Annotated in this window: 16 protein-coding genes; 12 read left to right on the top strand and 4 right to left on the bottom strand. The window is 37.5% G+C overall.

Features of this window, described 5'->3' with window-relative positions; all coding sequences use genetic code 11:
* Nucleotides 1–31: 31 nt before the first annotated feature.
* The 5 genes from J2Y40_RS11475 (at nt 32) to msrA (ending at nt 6,924) form a co-directional block, all read left to right on the top strand.
* A complete protein-coding gene (locus J2Y40_RS11475; protein ID WP_153396607.1) occupies nt 32–1,228 on the top strand; it encodes a PepSY domain-containing protein in 1,197 nt (398 codons plus the stop codon).
* Nucleotides 1,228–3,351, top strand: coding sequence for a TonB-dependent receptor domain-containing protein (locus J2Y40_RS11470; RefSeq protein WP_309999036.1), 2,124 nt, complete (start codon nt 1,228–1,230; stop codon nt 3,349–3,351). The genes J2Y40_RS11475 and J2Y40_RS11470 overlap by 1 nt, the downstream gene beginning before the upstream one ends.
* Nucleotides 3,352–3,402: 51 nt before the next feature.
* Nucleotides 3,403–4,617, top strand: coding sequence for a PepSY-associated TM helix domain-containing protein (locus tag J2Y40_RS11465; RefSeq protein WP_309999033.1), 1,215 nt, complete (start codon nt 3,403–3,405; stop codon nt 4,615–4,617).
* Between the two features lie 83 nt (nt 4,618–4,700).
* Complete coding sequence (locus J2Y40_RS11460; protein WP_153396612.1) at nt 4,701–5,669, top strand: ROK family protein; 969 nt, start codon at nt 4,701–4,703, stop codon at nt 5,667–5,669.
* A gap of 700 nt (nt 5,670–6,369) precedes the next feature.
* Nucleotides 6,370–6,924: a peptide-methionine (S)-S-oxide reductase MsrA gene (gene msrA, locus J2Y40_RS11455; protein ID WP_309999030.1), complete on the top strand. Its 555-nt coding sequence runs from the start codon at nt 6,370–6,372 to the stop codon at nt 6,922–6,924.
* A 42-nt stretch (nt 6,925–6,966) separates the two neighbouring features.
* On the opposite strand, the gene J2Y40_RS11450 is transcribed toward msrA, so the two are convergent.
* Nucleotides 6,967–7,821, bottom strand: a complete 855-nt coding sequence (locus J2Y40_RS11450; RefSeq protein ID WP_309999027.1) for a hypothetical protein — start codon at nt 7,819–7,821, stop codon at nt 6,967–6,969.
* A 383-nt stretch (nt 7,822–8,204) separates the two neighbouring features.
* Here J2Y40_RS11450 and J2Y40_RS11445 point away from each other — a divergent pair, with 383 nt between their 5' ends.
* From J2Y40_RS11445 to J2Y40_RS11425, 5 genes are all read left to right on the top strand, one after another.
* Nucleotides 8,205–8,384, top strand: coding sequence for a hypothetical protein (locus J2Y40_RS11445; RefSeq protein ID WP_309999024.1), 180 nt, complete (start codon nt 8,205–8,207; stop codon nt 8,382–8,384).
* A 113-nt stretch (nt 8,385–8,497) separates the two neighbouring features.
* Nucleotides 8,498–10,099, top strand: coding sequence for an ATP-binding protein (locus J2Y40_RS11440; protein ID WP_309999022.1), 1,602 nt, complete (start codon nt 8,498–8,500; stop codon nt 10,097–10,099).
* Between the two features lie 12 nt (nt 10,100–10,111).
* On the top strand, nt 10,112–10,777 hold the full coding sequence (locus tag J2Y40_RS11435) for a response regulator (RefSeq protein WP_309999019.1): 666 nt from the start codon (nt 10,112–10,114) through the stop codon (nt 10,775–10,777).
* Nucleotides 10,778–10,894: 117 nt separating this feature from the next.
* Nucleotides 10,895–11,962, top strand: coding sequence for a type I restriction endonuclease (locus J2Y40_RS11430; protein WP_309999016.1), 1,068 nt, complete (start codon nt 10,895–10,897; stop codon nt 11,960–11,962).
* Nucleotides 11,963–12,003: 41 nt separating this feature from the next.
* Entirely contained in the window at nt 12,004–12,294 is a 291-nt protein-coding gene (locus J2Y40_RS11425) for a hypothetical protein (RefSeq protein WP_309999014.1), read from the top strand.
* Nucleotides 12,295–12,376: 82 nt separating this feature from the next.
* Here J2Y40_RS11425 and J2Y40_RS11420 read toward each other — a convergent pair whose 3' ends face one another.
* The 3 genes from J2Y40_RS11420 to J2Y40_RS11410 all read right to left on the bottom strand — a co-directional run bounded on the left by J2Y40_RS11420 (nt 12,377) and on the right by J2Y40_RS11410 (nt 14,274).
* Nucleotides 12,377–12,826, bottom strand: coding sequence for a GNAT family N-acetyltransferase (locus J2Y40_RS11420; protein ID WP_153396630.1), 450 nt, complete (start codon nt 12,824–12,826; stop codon nt 12,377–12,379).
* Complete coding sequence (gene yihA / locus J2Y40_RS11415) at nt 12,819–13,442, bottom strand: ribosome biogenesis GTP-binding protein YihA/YsxC (protein ID WP_309999011.1); 624 nt, start codon at nt 13,440–13,442, stop codon at nt 12,819–12,821. The genes J2Y40_RS11420 and yihA overlap by 8 nt, the downstream gene beginning before the upstream one ends.
* A gap of 70 nt (nt 13,443–13,512) precedes the next feature.
* Entirely contained in the window at nt 13,513–14,274 is a 762-nt protein-coding gene (locus tag J2Y40_RS11410) for an alpha/beta fold hydrolase (RefSeq protein ID WP_153396633.1), read from the bottom strand.
* Nucleotides 14,275–14,546: 272 nt separating this feature from the next.
* On the opposite strand from J2Y40_RS11410, the gene mraZ reads away from it, so the two are divergent.
* Nucleotides 14,547–15,005 (top strand): division/cell wall cluster transcriptional repressor MraZ, encoded by a 459-nt coding sequence (gene mraZ / locus J2Y40_RS11405; RefSeq protein WP_153396635.1) that lies wholly within the window; start codon nt 14,547–14,549, stop codon nt 15,003–15,005.
* A 41-nt stretch (nt 15,006–15,046) separates the two neighbouring features.
* Nucleotides 15,047–15,940, top strand: coding sequence for a 16S rRNA (cytosine(1402)-N(4))-methyltransferase RsmH (gene rsmH / locus J2Y40_RS11400; protein ID WP_309999007.1), 894 nt, complete (start codon nt 15,047–15,049; stop codon nt 15,938–15,940).
* The last annotated feature ends 66 nt before the right edge of the window (nt 15,941–16,006 follow it).

The following is a 16,006-nucleotide window of genomic DNA, read 5'->3' as shown; positions in this document are numbered from 1 at the left end:
GTTAGCCCTTCATCGGGTTAACTTTTTTGGTATGAAGAAAAAACATCATCATAAGAAGAAAACTTCACCTGCAAAAAAATGGTCTGCCAAACTGCATCTGTGGTTTGGTTTGTCCGTTGGAATCATTGTTTTCATTGTTTCACTGACGGGAACTCTCTATGTGTTTAAAGACGAAATACAAAACAGTCTGCGAAAGGAGGCTATTTATGTAAAAGAAACGTCAGCCGAACCCATTTCTATTCATGTTCTGAAGGAAAAAGTCAGCACAGAGCTTAATGAAAAATTTCCGTTGAATTCTGTGGAAATTCCTTTGGATAAAAATAAGTCCTACCGCTTTCTGTACTATGAGAAAAATAAAAAAGGGTGGAATTATTTTGAAGAAGTAAAGATCAACAAATTAGTGTACGTAGACCAGTACAACGGGAAAATTTTGGCAGTATATGATGAAAAATATAACTTCTTCAACATCCTGAAATACATCCACTGGAGCCTCCTGCTCAACTCCGAATGGGGGAAATATGTGGTAGGTATCCCTACCGTTCTCTTTATCATCATGCTGATCACCGGGATTGTTTTATGGTGGCCGAAAAATAAAAAAGCGAGAAAAGGACGCTTCTGGTTCAGCTGGGAGAATGTAAAGACCTGGAAACGCAGAAACTATGATCTTCATAATGTATTAGGATTTTACGCTTCATTTATTGCCCTGTTAATGAGTGTTACAGGAATCTATTTCGCTTATCCGTATGTGAAAAATACCATTCATTTTACGTTATCCGGAGCGGCAGACCTTCCCAAAGACAAAGAAATCAAGTCTCCTGATTCGCTGATGGCTAAAAACAGTTCAGTATATGATCTTACGGCACAACAAACGAGAAAATTATATGCAGGATCTGCCAGCTTCAGAATTCCTCTGAGCGGAAAAAACAAGAAAGGAAAAGATCTGAAGAATATTCCGATAACGATTTACGGAGAGGAAGGAAGGTTCAGCGAAAGAAACACCCTGGTCTTCGACAAATACTCAGGAAAACTTCTGGCCAATAAACCTCATCAGCAGTTAAGCAATGCTGAAAAATACGCGAACGCCAATTATGACATCCACACAGGATCTTATTTCGGGCTGTTCGGGAAAATCATCTGGTTCATCACCGGGCTCATCTGTACCTCACTTCCTGTAACAGGATTTCTGGTATGGTGGGGAAAACAAAAGAAACAAGGAAAGAAAATATAATGAAAAAAGCGCTTTTATCAGCTGCGTGTTTAGGGTCTGTTACGGTTTTTGCACAAGTTAAAGACAGCACCCGGACAAATGATGTGGAAGAAGTTATCATGACCGCTTCCCGGAAAAAAGAAAACATCAAAGAAATACCAAGCTCTGTAACCGTTGTTGCTGAAAAACAGATTCAGTCTCAGCTGACGGTCAATTCAGATATTACAAGCATTCTTCAGTATACCGTTCCCAGTTTAGGAACCAATTCCGGACAAACGTCCAATACCGGGCAGACTTTAAGAGGGCGCCAGGTTCTTGTTCTTATTGATGGAATTCCACAGTCTACTCCGCTCAGAAACGGAGCCAGAGATTTAAGAAGCATCGATCCTTCTGTTATTGAAAGAATTGAAGTAATCAAAGGAGCATCTTCCATTTACGGAAACGGAGCAGATGGAGGGATCATCAACTATATCACCAGAAGAAGCAAGTCTGATAAGAAAATCTCCGGACTGTCACAGATCGGCTTTACGGGCCAGCCTTACGAAGGCGGTGGTACCCTTGGGGTAAGAGCCAGCCAGCTTTTATCCGGGAAGATCAATAAGTTTGATTATGTATTTTCTTTAGCCTACGAAAGAACAGGTTATATGAAAGATGCAGACGGCATCTATCTTACCCCGACTTACAGCACTGCCAAAATGAACAATTACAATGGTATGCTGAAATTGGGATATAACATCAATGCTGATCAGAGAATTGAAGCTTCCTACATTGGTTACGCATCAAAATCAGATCTTAACTTAGGATTAAAGACCGGAAAGTATGGCATTTCTCCAACCATCGGAGACGGTGTGGGAAAAAGCCTTGAAACTACACCTCAGGGAACACCAAAAAATCATAATTTCAGAATCAATTATGACAACCAGAATATCTTCTGGGGAAGCACTTCACTGAACTTTAATGCGTATATGCAGGATTTCAAGACTGTATATGGCTATAGCGACACTTTCTTCGGCGGCGGGCAGTCTAATGTGATTTCCAAAAAATACGGAGCCAGAATTAATTTTGACACCAAATTATGGAATGCTCAGAATTCACAGGCCGAAATCATGTACGGAATGGATATCCTGAATGACCAGACGGTACAGAAGCTTGAAGACGGCCGCTACTGGACCCCAGACATGAGCATGACCAATCTTGCCCCTTTCCTTTTGATAAAAGTAGATCTTTTAAAGAAACTTACCCTAAAAGGAGGCCTCCGATACGAAAATATGAAAGTTAAAGTCGGTGATTTCAACACGCTTTCTACGCTTAAAAGCGACGGGACTTTTACGCAAAGTATTTTCGTGACAGGCGGAAATCTGAAATACAATGCCCTAGTAGCCAATCTTGGGGTACGCTATAACATTGAACCTTTCCTGAATCTGTTCGGAAGCTTCTCACAGTCCTATTCCATCAATGAACTGGGAAGGATATTAAGAACCTCAACCCAGGGAACCATCCAGAATCTTGAAACAAAACCGATCATCGTTAATAACTATGAATTTGGAGCTACGGGACAAATTTCAAAATGGATCAACTATGAGATCACTTCTTATGTGAGTACTTCAAAACTAGGAGCTTCATTTGTGCAGAGCCCGGACAGAGCTTTAACCATTCAGAGATCCCCTGAAATTGTTTACGGTGTGGAAGGATTCTTACATATTACCCCTGCTAAATGGATCAATTTCGGTGGAAGCTACAGCTGGATGGAAGGAATTACTTCATTAAAAGACGATGGTGATTATTCTGCGAAGATCAACAACAGCAGGATTTCTGCTCCGAAAGTCCTTGCCTATATCCAGGCAAAACCCATCCCGGCCCTATCCCTTGGAATTGATATGCTTCACGCTTTCCAACAGGACAGATTCCAGCCTAATACCAAAACCGGATTATTCGCTTACGGAGAAGGTTACGTTCCTGAATATACTGTCTTCAATTTCAAATCAAGCTATGAGATCAACAAAAACTGGAAGGTCTCTCTTGGTGTTGAAAATATATTCAATATCAATTACCAGCCTGCTATTGCCTGGTGGTCTGCCAGAGATAGTGAATTTGTGAACGCACCGGGAACCAGAGGAACCTTAATGCTGGAATATAAATTTTAATTAATCTAAATAAAAAGTAAAACTTATCTTTGTTTTGCTTTTACAACCCATATGAAGAAAAAACATCATCATAATAAAAAGAAACCGGGATTCTTTAAAACATGGTCGGCCAAACTGCATCTTTGGTTTGGTTTGGGAATTGGGTTCCTGATCTTTATAATTTCCATTACCGGAGCATTATATGTCTTTAAAGACGAGGTGGAAAACTTTACCCGTAAAGATGTTATCTACCATAACGAACAGAATGTTGAACAAAAGCAGGTTCTTCCGATCAAAGTGATGGAAAAGGCCGTTGCTGACCAGGTCAAGGAAAAATACCCTATCCACTGGGTTAATGTTCCTATTGACAAGAAAATGTCATACATGTTCTTCTGGTACGAACATAATACGAAAGCCTGGAATTATTTTGACGAATACCCGATCTATAAGCAGGCGTATGTCAACCCCTATACCGGAAAAGTGTTGAGGGTTTATGATGAAAAGAATGGATTCTTCAACATTGTAAAGATGATCCACTGGAGTTTCCTTCTGAAACAGGATTGGGGAGCCTACGTTGTAGGAATTCCTGTTATTATATTTGTGATCATGCTGATTACAGGAATCGTGCTCTGGTGGCCGAAAAATAAAGCCGCAAGGAAACAGCGTCTCTCCTTCAAATGGAAAAATGTTAAAAGCTGGAAAAGAAAGAACTACGACCTTCACAATATCCTTGGATTTTATGCCTCAATCTTTGCCTTAATTTTCTCCATCACCGGATTATTCTATGCTTTCTTTGTGGTTCAGGCCATGATTTATGTACTATTTTCTGGAGGAGAAACAAAATATCCGGACTTTTCCCACATCAAAACCAAAGCACCCATTGAGCTGAGAACAGAAGGAACACTAGATAAGATTATCAATACCGTAAAACAGAAATATCCCGACTCTTACGGTCTTGCCATCGACCTTGGGCACGAACATATGGACGATCATGAGCACCCGAATTTCGAGGTGTATGTAAAGCATCTTTCCTACTCTTATCATAAGAGCAGCAGCCTGATCTTTGATGAAAACTCAGGAGAACTTCTTCACACTCATGATCCTAAGGATAAAAATTTCGGTGAAAAAGTGGTCAATGCCAATTATGACATCCATGTCGGTGCCATTCTGGGATTACCTACTAAGATCATCGCATTCATTGTCAGTTTAATATGCGCCTCTCTTCCTGTTACAGGATTCATGATCTGGTGGGGAAGAAGAAAAAAGAAACCCGCCAGAACTGCCTGAAACTTTTTTAAATAAATGTTTTGTTAATAATCTATTAATACAATCTTTTTTATAATTTTAACCCTTTAGAATTACAAATAGAAATGTCATTAATAGATTTATCAAAACAAGTTGCCCTGGGAATTGACATCGGAGGAACGAATACCAAGTTCGGAGTAGTAAACCACCGCGGCGAAGTACTGGAAAAAGGAAGTCTGAGAACCGACGCATACGATAAGGTAGAAGATTTCATTGATGCTCTGCATGAACAGGTACGCCCTTTAATCGAAAAACACGGCACAGAAAAAAACTTTGACGGAATCGGAGTAGGTGCTCCTAATGCCAACTATTATAAAGGAACCATTGAACAGGCCCCTAATCTGCCATGGAAAGGTGTTATTCATTTCACGGATCTGATGACGGCTAAATTCAATCTTCCGTGCAAGGTAACCAATGATGCCAATGCAGCCGCTCTTGGAGAAATGCTTTTCGGAGCCGCCCGCGGAATGAAAGATTTCATTATGATCACCCTGGGAACAGGTGTTGGAAGCGGAATTATTTCCAACGGAAGCCTGATTTACGGACATGACGGTTTTGCCGGAGAGCTGGGACATACCATTGTAAAACCTGGAGGAAGAAAACACTGGAGTACTGGATCTGAAGGAAGCCTAGAAGCCTATGCTTCTGCCACCGGAATTGCCATTACAGCAAAGAAAATGAGAGCCGAATTCCCGGAATCCATGCTGAATCAGTATCCTGAAGACGAGATCAACTCCAAAACAGTACATGAATGTGCTTTGAAAGGAGACCCGATCGCTATTGAGGTTTTCAGATATACCGGACAGAAACTGGGTGAAGCTTTAGCCAACTTTGTGATGTTTTCTTCACCAGAAGCGATTCTTCTTTTCGGAGGCGTAATCAAAGCTGGGGATTTTATCCTGAAACCGGCCAAACTCTACATGGAAAGAAACCTTCTGCCGATCTTCAGAAATAAAGTAAAACTGGTTTTCAGTGAACTGGATGAAGCCGATGCAGCCATCTTAGGAGCAAGTGCCCTTGTATGGGAAAAATAACAGAGTAAATTTTATATATATATTAAGCAGTCATTAATGGCTGCTTTTTTTGTTCATACACATATACAAAGATCTTCTTATCAACCATTAACGAGTAAAATGATTCGGTATCTGTGACAATGAATTTTTTAACCACATTAGTGGGATTTGTGGAATCTATGGGAAATTTAATTCTTATTGATATGATAGCTTGCTTTTTTTCACGCAAAGTTCATGTATAGGCAATATTGATTTTAAGGGAGCAAAGTGTAGAATCAACTTCGTTGATCCGATGAAGCGATAGACCAGCCTTCGGCTCTTTCAATGATGAAAACAGATCATAAAAAATTGCTAAAAATCTTTGATTTTTTTTGCGCCTTAAAAACAGCATAATGGTTAAAAACCTTGCGTCCTTTAGCGTTTAGCCAACAAAAAATCTGCTCAATCATGATCAGCAAGAGAAAAATAGAGGAGGACTTTAATCCGCCTAAATAATAGAAAAACAATCCACTGGCCTTAGCCCAAACTTATATAATCTGCAAAACATAATAAATAAAAAATTCGTGCCTCCGTGGCATAAAACATTTCATTAATTTATAGTTTTTATCGATGCAAACATTCACATTATTTGTATTTAAAACCATCAAAGTTTTTCTTATTTTTGATTGGTTTTTCGGGGTTACAATCCTTCAAAAACAACGAATAAAAATAATCAATTACAATGGAGAATAATCAATTTGAGCAGATCACTTTCGGAGGCGGCTGCTTCTGGTGTGTGGAAAGCTGTTTTAATATGCTGAAAGGAGTACAGTCTGCTGTTTCCGGATATTCGGGAGGCCACAAAGATAATCCCACCTATGAAGAAGTCTGTACCGGTGAAACGGGACATGCAGAAGTTGTACAGATTACTTATGATCCTGCTGTTATTTCTTATGAGCAGCTTATGGATGTATTTTTCTTCCTTCACGATCCTACGCAGCTGAACAGACAGGGCAATGACATTGGTACCCAATACCGTTCGGTTATTTACTATAAAGATGATGCTGAAAAAGCGAAGGCAGAAGAGGCTTTAAAAGTATCTGAAGCTTCGGGAAGATGGACCGGAACTTATGTTACAGAACTTACAAAGTTTGAAAAATTCTGGCCGGCAGAACAATATCACCAGGGATATTATCATGAAAACCCAACACAGCCTTACTGCAGTGCAGTGGTAGGACCGAAGATCCAGAAGTTCAAAAAACATTATGGAGAACTGGGAATGCTGAATATAGAATAAAAAATAGTAAAAGAGAGATAAAATAAAGTTTGTCTCTCTTTTTTATTCCTCTGCCACTATTGTATCTTTTTGCTTGCCTGCATATTTGAAGATAATCCAGGATGTTGACCGTCTTAATTCCCGTCCAGTATCCGGATCCACGCCGTCATCCGTAAAAAATTCAACTTCATTATTGTATTTCGAATACCACGTTTTTCCTGTGGCATTTAGATCTGTCAAAGTATCTTTTCTCATAATCTTCTTAAAAAAAAGAAACTTTTGCCTGTTCATGGCAACTATTGTCAATCCGGGCCTGATATAACTGCTGTCAGTCCCTATATATCTTTCTCCGTCCCAATACATATATTTCTTGTCTACAGACCCTCCCATTGACATAAACCCAAGGGCACCCGAATAATCTTTATTGACTTTCTTATTATTGGAAAAAAGTACATTTCCGGTAACCAGACAGATGAGCAAAGCAATTTCCATAATACCCATACCGTTTTTCTTCATAAAATCCGGCATCTTAAAATGCTGCTCATTCGTAATATTGATATTGATCTTGGATAGATTCTCTGAAATTGCTTCTTCATCCTTATCCACACTTATTCTCACCGTTGTGGAATTAGCAGCTTCATCTGTTCTAATAAAAGTTCTGGAAAACTCTGAAAAATCTCTATAGCCTGCATATTGGCTAAGCTTATCAAGTTTATAAGGTTCAATTTTGACTTCCACACCCGTCTCTGCAATATAGGCATCATAATACCTGACTAAGGTTCTATCTGCAATATCAAAATTCAATGTATCACTTAAATATAGACTTAAATACAAAGCTATCCCATTTTTCGTATCCCTTCCTGAGCCCTCTTTTCCTAGTCTAAAAACCTCATGAATTAATAGTTTTACCTTGGACATATTTAGTTTTTTACAGCCGTTACAAAATAGGTAATTTTTCTTCATACCACATTACGGATTTCCGTAACACGGCGCCTGTCCATTCTCTGTCTATTGGTGTCCGTCTTTTGTCTTAGTCCCGTATGAGCATTTTCTCCAAATTTGCCATAGAAATCAGTGACAAACAAAACATTACAAAAACAAAAATACGAAACTGATTTCAAATGACCAGATAAAACGGAGGCAAAACTCCGGGTTGGGAAGCAGATGTTTTCTCCTCCGTTTTTGAAGGTTCACTTCCCAAAAATTTAGAAGCGCTTCAATTTTTTTTAAACATGTAGCTCTACCTGTGATCGGTTTCGCGGGCAACTACAGAAGTCCCAAATTTTTAAATTTTTAAGAAGATGATACAGTTCATTCTAATGCTAATCGCTTTAGCATTCTCAAATAATAATGCCCATACAGTAACAGATAATAACGGCCAGAATCCGGTAACAGTGCAAAGCGATACGGGAGGAGGAACAGGTGTAAATCCAGGAGATACCAGCGGAGAAACAATACCAATTTTACCTCCTAAAAAGTAAAAGACCAAAAGACCACTCTAAATTTGAGTGGTTTTTTATATTTTAGGGCTATGATAAAAGCTTTACAATATTGCTTCCTTTTTATACTTATGTTATCTTGTAAAAATGATAACATGGTAACAAAGAATACGGCTATCGGAGATCAATTTTACGATAAAGGAATAAGTTTGTTTCAAAAAGATGATGTTCAATCTTATGCCAACTTTCAGAAAGCAATTTCATATTATAAATTATCTCATGATTCACCAAACATTTCCAAATCATTAATATGTCAAGCTAATATTCAACATATACAAGGAGATTATTCTGGAGCAGAAGAAACCTTGGTTGAAGCTTTAACCTATATGAAAGAAGGAGATGAAAGCTTTTTCTCGGTGTATGGTACAATGGCTAATATAAAATTGTTACAGAAAGAATATAAATCATCTATTGAATGGAGTGATAAAGCTTTAAATGAAAACATAGATTATCAAACAAAAGCTAAGATTCTTAATAATAAAGCAGTCTCTCTTTCTAAAATTCACAATTATAAAAATTCAATAAAGATTCTAAACAGTATAATTCTGGATTCTATTTCTAACAAAAATTTCACTCTCATTGTAAGAGATAATAAAGAGTATATCAATTGGTTATTTGACAATAGTTATCCCGCAGAAGACAGTTTGGAAAAAATTTTACAACTAAGAATTGCGGAAAATGATAATTGGGGACTTCATTCCAACTACATTCATTTAGTTGAAATTAATAAAGTCAAAAATCCAGAAAAATCTTTGTATTATGCAAAGAAGATGTTATCTCTGGCAAAAATTAGTCATAACCCGGAGGACAAATTAGAAGCTCTTGAAAAAATTTTATACACTGATAATCCCTCAAATCTTAAAAAAGCATTTATTGAATATAAAACTCTCTCGGATAGTATTCAGAAAAATAAAAATAATTACAAATCTCAGTTTGCTTATATTAAATATGACAGTCAAAAGAAAAGTGAGGAGAATCAAAAACTAAAGCTTGACAATGCACAAGGCGAGACTTTATTGTTGCAACAACAATTTGCTTCTGTAGCTCTAGCTATATCCATTATCATCATTATAGTATGGTATCGTAAACGCCAAATACGGCTAAAACAGGAAAAAGAACTAGAGGTCAAAAACACAGAGCTCAAAATGTCCAAAAAAGTTCATGATGTTGTAGCGAATGGCATCTATCAGGTAATGACCAAAATAGAAAACCAGGAAAGCTTCGATAAAGAAAAGGCCCTTGATGAACTTGAATTTGTTTACGAAAAATCAAGAGACATTTCCTATGATAAACTGGATCAGATGGGCAGCCCAAAAGATTGTAAAGAAAAAATATCCAAACTTATCGCTTCGTTCAAAAACGATGATACAGAAACCTACACTGTAGGCAATGAAGATGAAATATGGACTGGCCTACCCCAATCGCATTTTGAAGAAATCTATCAGGTCATCCGCGAACTGCTCGTGAATATGAAAAAACACAGCCGGGCATCACGTGTCGTTTTTAAATTTGAAAGATTCGAAAATCAAGTTGAAATACACTATACAGATAACGGAATTGGAATTCCTGGCGATATCATTCATAAAAACGGCCTTACTAATACGGTTTCCCGTATGGCAGCAATACATGGAGCTATTATTTTTGACACCAAAACCGAAAAAGGACTGAAGATCAATATTTCATTTCCTGTTTCTTAAAAAAGTAAAAAAATGTTCGAAAAAATCTTAATAGCCGAAGACCACGAAAGCAGCAGTATCTCTGTACAGAAAACACTAGAAGACCTTCATATTACCAATGCAGATTATGTTTATTATTGCGATGATGCATTAGCTAAAATCCAAAAATCCATCCGGGAAAATGATCCGTATGATTTGCTCATCACCGATCTTTTCTTTGAAGAAGACCACCGTGAGCAAAACATAAAAAACGGAACTGAACTTATCCAAAAGATCCGGGAATTGCAACCCTCCATTAAAGTGATTGTTTTTTCTGCAGAACATAGATCCGGAGTTATAGACTCCCTTTTTACCCAATACCACATCAATGGCTACGTCCGTAAAGCAAGAAATGACTCAAAAGAATTAAAAAAATCCATTGCTTCTGTTTTTATCAACGAAAACTATCTGTCTTTCGACCTGAAACAGGAAGTTAAAAAACTCAACAGCTACGAATTTACAGCCTATGATATCAACATCGTCTCTCTCCTTGCCAAAGGAATTCTTCAAAAGAATATTCCAGATCACCTTAAAGCAAAAGGAATTACTCCCAACGGCCTGAGCAGCGTAGAAAAAAAGCTGAACAGCTTAAAAGAAGACCTGCAGGTAACCAGTAACGAACAGCTTATTGCGTTTTGTAAAGATCTGGGGGTTATTTAATATTTCAAATACTCATCATACAGCCTTTCATTTTTTGAGAGGCTTTTTGTTTTTACGGATTCCCGTAAGGATTGAGTTTTAAAGGATATTACTTTTGAAAATAAATAAAACATCATCATGGATCTTAAACTTAAGCTTGAGCAATTACAACAAAAAGTAGGCGGATTAAAGGATCAGATTTCAACTGAAGAAGCCACTAAAAATGCTTTTGTAATGCCTTTTATACAGATTTTAGGCTACGATATATTTAACCCTACTGAAGTCGTTCCTGAACACGTTTGTGACATAGGAACTAAAAAAGGAGAAAAAGTGGACTATGTGATTAAAAACAATGATGAACCAGTCATCATCATTGAATGCAAACACTGGAAAGAAAATGTGGATGCTCATAATTCACAGCTTCACAGATATTTTCATGTTTCCAAAACAAGACTTGGCGTTCTTACCAATGGGATTATCTATAATTTTTATACCGATCTGGAAAAACCTAATATTATGGATGAAAAGCCTTTTTTCAGCATCAATATTGAGGATTTGAAAGACAGCTCTATAAAAATACTGGAAAATTTCACTAAAAAAGATTATAATCTGGAAAACATTCTCGATTCTGCTGAAGCTTTAAAATATATTAAGGCAATACGAAAAGAATTTGAAAAAGAAATAGAAACCCCATCTGATGAAATTGTAAAACTTTTGGTAAGCAGATTCTTTGGAAAGTCTATTACCGCCAACAGAATGATTTCCTTTAAGGAGTATACCAAAAAAGCCCTGACAACATCCATCAATGAATCTATTAGCTTCAGACTTAAATCTGCACTAAGCATTAATGAACAGATTGAAAAACAAGATGATGAAGTAAAAACGGCTCTGTCTATTGATGAAAATAATGACTCTAAAATCGTTACAACAGAAGAAGAATTGGAAGGTTTCCAAATTGTAAAGGCTATTATGAGAGAAAAAATTTCTTCAAACCGTATAGCGTACAGAGACACCTTATCCTACTTTGGGATCTTATTGGATGATAATAATAGAAAACCTCTTTGCAGACTCCACTTCAACACTACCAATAAATATATAGAAACGTTCCACAATGGTAAAGATGCCGGAGAAAAAATGTTATTAAATACCCTTGATGAAATATATGATTTCAGAGAGAAACTCCATAAAACATTAGAGAATTATTAATCCTCATAAAACAATCCTTAATAATTTTAAACAATTCTACTATGAAAAAACTACTCTTCACCTCCCTTTTGGGCTTAGGATTGCTACTTCCTGCCAGCTTCACAGCAGCACCACAAAAGGCTAATTCTGAACTCTCTAACAGGAAACCCAAGAAAAAAACTTCAAAAAGCAAAAAAAGCAGCAATACCAGAAGTTTTACCTCTTACTCTTCAGGCAGAGGCTGTACTTATAATGGAAATCAACTTTATGTAGGCAAAAGAGGCGGCTGCTATTATTACACTGGAAACAGTAAACAATATGTAGACCGTTCCTATTGCTCAGGGTGTAACTAAGCTTTTATCACCCTGCTTTCAATCAAAAAAACTAAAAACACTCATCATATATCAAAAAAGCGAAGATCTCTCTTCGCTTTTATTATTTTCTGACCATTTCCGTATGCGGAATATCGTCTTCCAGATATTTTTTTCCGGTATCTTCAAATCCGAATCCGGAGTAAAACCTCAGTAAATAATCCTGTGCAGAAATTCTTACTGCTGTTGTATGAAAACGGTTTTCTATCGTCTCCACAGCATATTGTATCAACTGCTTTCCTAAATTCTTTCCTCTTGCTATTTCAGTAGTAAGAACTCTTCCTATAGAAGTCTCATCATATTTGATACCCTTATCAAAAATACGGCAGTAAGCAAGAATATCTCCATGTTCCTCTGCCCATATATGAATAGCTTTCTGATCATAATTATCCAGATCAGGATAAGGGCAGTTCTGCTCTATGACAAATACATCAATACGTGCTTTCAAAATAGCATACAGCTCCGGTACGGTAAACTCATCAAACGTTTTGATCTTCCAGACTATATTACTCATCAAAAGTGACATGATTAAGCGTTAAAAAGTCGTTTGTCTTTTCAATGAAATCCAGAATTTCACCGCAGCCTTCCTTCTTTTCAGCCGAAGTAATATATAATTCCGGCAGATCTTCCCAGGTCTTATGCAGTTCATTCTTGTAATTTTCTACATTCTGAATGGCAACATTGGGTTTCAGCTTATCAACTTTTGTGAAAACAATGGAAAAAGGAACTCCGCTTTCTCCACACCACTGAATAAACTCCAGATCAATTTTTTGCGGAGTATGCCGGGAATCTACCAAAACAAAAAGATTCACCAGATTCCTCCTGTTTAAAATATAATTGGTGATCAGCTTTTCAAAATCCTTTCTTATAGACTTGGAAACTTTGGCATAACCATACCCCGGTAAATCGGTAAGATACCAGTTTTCATTTACTAAAAAATGATTGATCAGCTGTGTTTTTCCCGGAGTCTGTGAAGTTTTGGCCAGATCTTTATGATTCATCATCGCATTGATCAGGGACGATTTTCCTACATTAGACCTTCCGATAAAAGCATATTCAGGAAGTGTAGGCTCAGGACAGTCCTGCCATTTTCCGCTGCTCTTTACAAAATTTGCTGTTTTAATAACCATTTCTCGAATATTTTTAGAAAAATAAACCATTAAGAAAAGCTCTTAATGGTCATTTATATGTTGTATATATTTACACTTTATCTTTTAACCAGCTGTACAGAGTTTCGTTGAACTCATCCGGTTTTTCCATCATGGCAGCATGTCCACAGTGATCAAGCCAGAACAGATCTGAATTCGGGATAAACTTATGCATATCCTCTGCTACTTCCGGTGGTGTTACATTATCCTGTTTTCCCCAGATCAGACAAGTCGGGGTTTTAATCTTCGGAAGATCATTCAGCATGTTGTGCTTGATGGCACTTCTTGCCAGCATCACCGTTTTGATTCCTTTCATTCTGTCGTTCACTACAGAAAATACTTCATCTACAAGATCTTCTGTTGCAATCGCCGGGTCGTAAAAAACCTCTTCCGTTTTCTTTCTGATATAGGAACGGTCATTCTTTCGGGGAAAACTATCTCCGAAAGTTCTTTCGTACAGACCTGAACTTCCGGTAAGAACAAGATTCTTTACCAGATCCGGTCTTGCCAGGGTTAAAATAAGCCCAACATGACCTCCCATTGAGTTTCCTACAATAGTAACAGGTCCTGAAATATGGCTCTCAATAAACTTGATAATATATTTTGCAAGCGTGGTAAGATTCGTATTGAGTACCGGCAGATCATAGATCGGCAGCTGAGGCACATATACCTTGAAACCTCTTTCCGAAAAAAAATCTACCATTTTATCGAAATTACTCAAACCACCCATTAAACCGTGCAACAGCACCAATGGATGTCCTTCTCCCGCCTCTACAAAAGTATATTTCTTTTCTTTTTTTGTACTAAATATCATATAATGCCTTAATAAAGCCTTGCAAAAATACAAATTAAACCTCAAAAATATTTTGATTACCCTAATTTAAAATAAAAATAATATAATCTCCCCCTTTTTCTTCATTTTTTTCAAAACCACTTTAGTATGGCCTAAATAAGACTTTTCACAACAATCCGGATACCAGCTACTTATCCCTTAAAAACTAAATCTTTAATAAAACTTATTAACATTAAGTCAAAAAGTGGGAAAAAGTGGGAAATTTTGGAAACTTTTATATAAATTTGTCCCAAATGAAAAATTTCATTGGGACATATGAGTGTAAAATTGACGACAAAGGCCGCTTAAAAGTTCCTTCATCTTTAATCAAACAGATGGAAAACTTCGACGATAAGGCGTTTGTAGTCAAGAGATCTGTGTTCCAACCCTGCCTGGAAGTTTACCCAATGAATGCATGGGACAAACTGATGGGCAAAATAAATAAATTAAACAGATTCATTAAAAAGAATGCTGATTTCATACGAATGTTTACGGCAGGCGTAAAAACAGTAGAACTGGATAATGCAGGAAGGCTTCAGATCTCTAAAGACCTGGTAACCTTTGCAAACCTTCAGAAAGATACTGTAATTACCAGCGCAGGAGAGCTTTTCGAAATTTGGGATAAAGAAGCCTATGAAAAGGTGATCGCAACCAACGAAGCCGATTTTGCCAGCCTTGCTGAAGATGTGATGGGCTCTTTCGATGAAGAATAAGAACCACGCAGTTGTAGCGTGATAAAAAACACAAGTTAAGCATGTACCATAACCCCGTTTTATTAAAGCAGAGTGTTGATGATTTGGTGACGAATCCGGACGGAATATACGTGGACTGCACTTTTGGAGGCGGAGGCCACTCCAGGGAAATCCTGAACAGGCTTTCGGACAAAGGAAGATTGTTCAGTTTTGATCAGGATCTTGATGCTCTTAAAAATGCAATTGATGATCCCAGATTTACACTGGTAAACCAGAATTTCAGATTTCTGGAAAACTCCCTGCTGATGTATGGAGTTCCTCAGGTAGACGGAATCCTGGCAGACTTAGGCGTTTCATCCCATCAGTTTGATGAGGCAGAAAGAGGATTTTCAACAAGAAGTGATGCCCCTCTGGACATGAGAATGAACGTGATGCAGAATCTTGATGCTAAACGGGTGATTAATGAATACGGAGAAGAAGAGCTTGCTGACATTTTCTACCACTACGGAGAACTGAGAGAAGCAAGAAAGCTGGCGAGAGAAATCGTTCATCACAGAAAAACGAAGATCATCAATACCACGGAAGACCTGAAAAAGCTATTCAGCTACATTCCGCCCCATAAGGTTAATAAATTCTATGCCCAGCTTTTCCAGGCCATAAGAATTGAAGTAAATCAGGAGCTGGAGGTTTTAAAAGAAATGCTCGTTCAGGCCTACAACGTTCTGAAACCGGAAGGAAGACTGGTCGTTATTTCTTACCATTCATTAGAAGACCGTCTGGTAAAAAGATTCTTAAAGAACGGAATGTTTGAAGGTGAACCGGAAAGAGACATCTACGGAAATTATAAAAAAGCATTTGAGCTTCTGAAAAGTAAAGCGGTTATCCCAGACAGTGAGGAAATCGAAGAAAATTCCAGAGCCCGAAGTGCTAAAATGAGAACAGGAATTAAAATATAAAAGTGAATTGTGGAAAGTCAATAGTGATTTTTTCACATCACAAAATTGACAATTGACCACGAAGTG

It is taken from the genome of Chryseobacterium sp. 2987, from assembly GCF_031456375.1.
Classification (GTDB): domain Bacteria; phylum Bacteroidota; class Bacteroidia; order Flavobacteriales; family Weeksellaceae; genus Chryseobacterium; species Chryseobacterium vaccae.
Note: the sequence above shows the minus strand (reverse complement) of the source record. Positions and strands in the feature narration are given on the sequence as shown.

Excerpts from the sequence above, each read along its gene's own strand:
- J2Y40_RS11475 (WP_153396607.1), top strand. The coding sequence starts at position 32 with ATGAAGAAAAAACATCATCATAAGAAGAAAACTTCACCTGCAAAAAAA.
- J2Y40_RS11470 (WP_309999036.1), top strand. The coding sequence starts at position 1,228 with ATGAAAAAAGCGCTTTTATCAGCTGCGTGTTTAGGGTCTGTTACGGTT.
- J2Y40_RS11465 (WP_309999033.1), top strand. The coding sequence starts at position 3,403 with ATGAAGAAAAAACATCATCATAATAAAAAGAAACCGGGATTCTTTAAA.
- J2Y40_RS11460 (WP_153396612.1), top strand. The coding sequence starts at position 4,701 with ATGTCATTAATAGATTTATCAAAACAAGTTGCCCTGGGAATTGACATC.
- msrA (WP_309999030.1), top strand. The coding sequence starts at position 6,370 with ATGGAGAATAATCAATTTGAGCAGATCACTTTCGGAGGCGGCTGCTTC.
- J2Y40_RS11450 (WP_309999027.1), bottom strand. The coding sequence starts at position 7,821 with ATGTCCAAGGTAAAACTATTAATTCATGAGGTTTTTAGACTAGGAAAA.
- J2Y40_RS11445 (WP_309999024.1), top strand. The coding sequence starts at position 8,205 with ATGATACAGTTCATTCTAATGCTAATCGCTTTAGCATTCTCAAATAAT.
- J2Y40_RS11440 (WP_309999022.1), top strand. The coding sequence starts at position 8,498 with ATGGTAACAAAGAATACGGCTATCGGAGATCAATTTTACGATAAAGGA.
- J2Y40_RS11435 (WP_309999019.1), top strand. The coding sequence starts at position 10,112 with ATGTTCGAAAAAATCTTAATAGCCGAAGACCACGAAAGCAGCAGTATC.
- J2Y40_RS11430 (WP_309999016.1), top strand. The coding sequence starts at position 10,895 with ATGGATCTTAAACTTAAGCTTGAGCAATTACAACAAAAAGTAGGCGGA.
- J2Y40_RS11425 (WP_309999014.1), top strand. The coding sequence starts at position 12,004 with ATGAAAAAACTACTCTTCACCTCCCTTTTGGGCTTAGGATTGCTACTT.
- J2Y40_RS11420 (WP_153396630.1), bottom strand. The coding sequence starts at position 12,826 with ATGAGTAATATAGTCTGGAAGATCAAAACGTTTGATGAGTTTACCGTA.
- yihA (WP_309999011.1), bottom strand. The coding sequence starts at position 13,442 with ATGGTTATTAAAACAGCAAATTTTGTAAAGAGCAGCGGAAAATGGCAG.
- J2Y40_RS11410 (WP_153396633.1), bottom strand. The coding sequence starts at position 14,274 with ATGATATTTAGTACAAAAAAAGAAAAGAAATATACTTTTGTAGAGGCG.
- mraZ (WP_153396635.1), top strand. The coding sequence starts at position 14,547 with ATGAAAAATTTCATTGGGACATATGAGTGTAAAATTGACGACAAAGGC.
- rsmH (WP_309999007.1), top strand. The coding sequence starts at position 15,047 with ATGTACCATAACCCCGTTTTATTAAAGCAGAGTGTTGATGATTTGGTG.